Raw genomic sequence first — 2,324 nt, 5'->3', positions numbered from 1 at the left:
TCGGGCAAGATCAAGAAGGCCCCCGGCGGGCCGCCCTCACTGGCCCTGATCGAGAATCCCGACATTCTGGCCGGGGTGTCGGCGCCCGGCAAGAACCGGCCCCGGCTGGTGATCGGTTTCGCGGCCGAGACGACGGACCTCGAGGCCAACGCCCGGGCCAAGCTGTCGCGCAAGGGCTGCGACTGGATCGTCGGCAACGACGTCTCTGACGACGTGTTCGGGGCCGACGGCAATACAGTGACCCTGTTCACGAAGGACGGGACGACCGAAGCCTGGCCGCGCCAGTCGAAGACCGAGGTGGCGCGCAAGCTCGCCGCGCGGATCGCCGAACATTTCAAGGCCTGAGGAACACCGCCCGATGACGACCCTCCGCGTCGAACGCCTGCCGCACGCCGAAGGCCTGCCGCTCCCCGCCTATGAGACCTCGGGCTCCGCGGGCATGGACCTGCGCGCGGCGGTGGCGGAGGACGCGCCGCTCACTCTCGCCCCCGGGGCGCGGGCTCTGGTCCCGACGGGGCTCAAGATCGCGCTGGAGCCGGGGTTCGAGGCGCAGGTGCGGCCGCGCTCGGGACTGGCGCTGAAGCACGGGATCACCTGCCTGAACTCGCCCGGGACCATCGACAGCGACTATCGCGGCGAGGTCGGGGTGATCCTGATCAACCACGGGGAAGAATCGTTCGTGATCAGGAGGGGCGAACGCATTGCGCAAATGGTCATCGCCCAACACGAGCAGGCCCGAATGTTCGAGGTCGAAACCCTCGACGAAACGGCGCGCGGCGCGGGCGGATTCGGCTCGACGGGGCGTTAAGCGGAGCCATTTCGGCCGGCCTGCGTTAACCTTGCTCACGGCCAAGCTGGGCCGCAGACAGACGGAGGTCGGCGTATGGAGTCCCTGTTCGATTCGATAGTCGCGATTCTGGGCGGCGTGTTCGGCCTGGCCCAGGGCGGGTTCGACGGCGTCAACCAGGTCATGGGCCTGCTGATCGCGGTCATCGCCGCCCTGCTGATGCCGGCCTGGAACCGGCTGTGGGCGACGGCGCTCGGCGCGGCCCTGGTGCACGTGGCCATCGGCGTGATCCGGCCGGTGCTGGACGGCGGGGCCTTCGTCCTGCCCGACCTGCTGACCCTGACGTTCTGGATGGGCGTGCTGGCCCTGTTCCTCGGTTACGCCATCGTCATCGCGGTCTTCTTCTTCATCAAGTCGCTGGTCACGGGCGGCGGCCACAGGGCGAAGCACGCCCACTGACTCCGCAAGGACGATCGCTTCGCGCTCCTGCGCTCGAGCCCTCTCCCATCGGGAGAGGGTCTCACGCCTGCCGGAAGCCCAGCACGTCCTGCATGTCGTAGAGGCCGGGCTTGCGGCTGCGGACCCAGGCGGCGGCGGCGACGGCGCCCTTGGCGAAGAGCGAGCGGTCGATCGCCGAGTGGCTGAGCGTCAGGGTCTCGTCGTCGGAGGCGAACAATACGGTGTGCTCGCCGATCACGCCGCCGGCGCGCAGGCTGGCGAAGCCGATGCGGCCGCTTTCGCGCGGGCCGGTGATGCCGTCGTAGGGGGCGCTGCGGACGGCTGCCAGATCCTCGCCCCGGCCGCTGGCGGCGGCCTCCCCCAACATCAGGGCCGTGCCGGACGGCGCGTCGGCCTTGCGCCGGTGATGGGTCTCCAGCACCTCGATGTCCCAGTCGCGGGCGTCCAGCCGCTGGGCCGCGTGCTCGACCAGGCCGATCAGGATGTTGACGCCGAGCGAGAAATTGCCGCTGCGGACGATGGCCACGGTCTCGGCGGCCCTGAGGATGTCTGCGTCCTGCGCGGGCGTCAGGCCGGTGGAGCCGATGACCAGGGCGGGGCCGCCGCGGGCGGCGCAGGCGCGGGCCAGCTCGACGGAATGGTCCGGCGTGGAAAAGTCGATGATCACGTCGCACAGCGACAGGTCGGGCGTCTCGCCGCGGTCGAAACGGGCGGCCACGACGACGTCCTCGCGGGCGTCCAGCACCGTCGAGACGGCCCGGCCCATGCGGCCGCGGGCCCCGGAGATGCCGACGTGGAAGATGGCGCTCATGAAGTCCCCTGAACCATTGCCCGCATAGTGGAGGTTTTCTCCCTGACCGTCATCCTCGGGCTTGACCCGAGGATCAGATGTTGTGCGCGGCGGTGATGACGGATGGCCCTCTGGCCGGAGAGCGTCTCCGTTGACGGAGCGCCGGACGGTCTGGCCCTCGGGTCAGCCCGGGGGTGACGGCGAAAGGGACGGCTACTGCGCGGCTTCCGCGCCCAGGATGTCGGCCCAGAAGCGTTTGGCCTTGCCGGCGAAGGACGAGTTGCGCGG

At 70.1% G+C, this 2,324-nt stretch carries 4 protein-coding genes; 3 read left to right on the top strand and 1 reads right to left on the bottom strand.

The genetic code is table 11. The features are described 5' to 3' along the window. From VGD32_RS08250 to VGD32_RS08240, 3 genes are all read left to right on the top strand, one after another. Positions 1-345 (top strand): phosphopantothenoylcysteine decarboxylase (locus VGD32_RS08250; RefSeq protein WP_331031416.1); only part of this gene is annotated, 345 nt, incomplete at its 5' end. A gap of 13 nt (positions 346-358) precedes the next feature. Further along, the gene (dut, locus tag VGD32_RS08245; protein WP_331031415.1) at positions 359-808 is read left to right on the top strand and encodes a dUTP diphosphatase; all 450 of its coding nucleotides are present in this window, start codon (positions 359-361) and stop codon (positions 806-808) included. Between the two features lie 75 nt (positions 809-883). After that, positions 884-1,246: a hypothetical protein gene (locus VGD32_RS08240; RefSeq protein WP_331031414.1), complete on the top strand. Its 363-nt coding sequence runs from the start codon at positions 884-886 to the stop codon at positions 1,244-1,246. Positions 1,247-1,307: 61 nt separating this feature from the next. On the opposite strand, the gene dapB is transcribed toward VGD32_RS08240, so the two are convergent. Then, entirely contained in the window at positions 1,308-2,057 is a 750-nt protein-coding gene (dapB, locus tag VGD32_RS08235; RefSeq protein ID WP_331031413.1) for a 4-hydroxy-tetrahydrodipicolinate reductase, read from the bottom strand. Positions 2,058-2,324 lie beyond the last annotated feature (267 nt).

This window comes from Brevundimonas sp. (assembly GCF_036402095.1).
Lineage (GTDB): Bacteria > Pseudomonadota > Alphaproteobacteria > Caulobacterales > Caulobacteraceae > Brevundimonas.
This window is presented reverse-complemented; position numbering and strand designations above follow the sequence as displayed.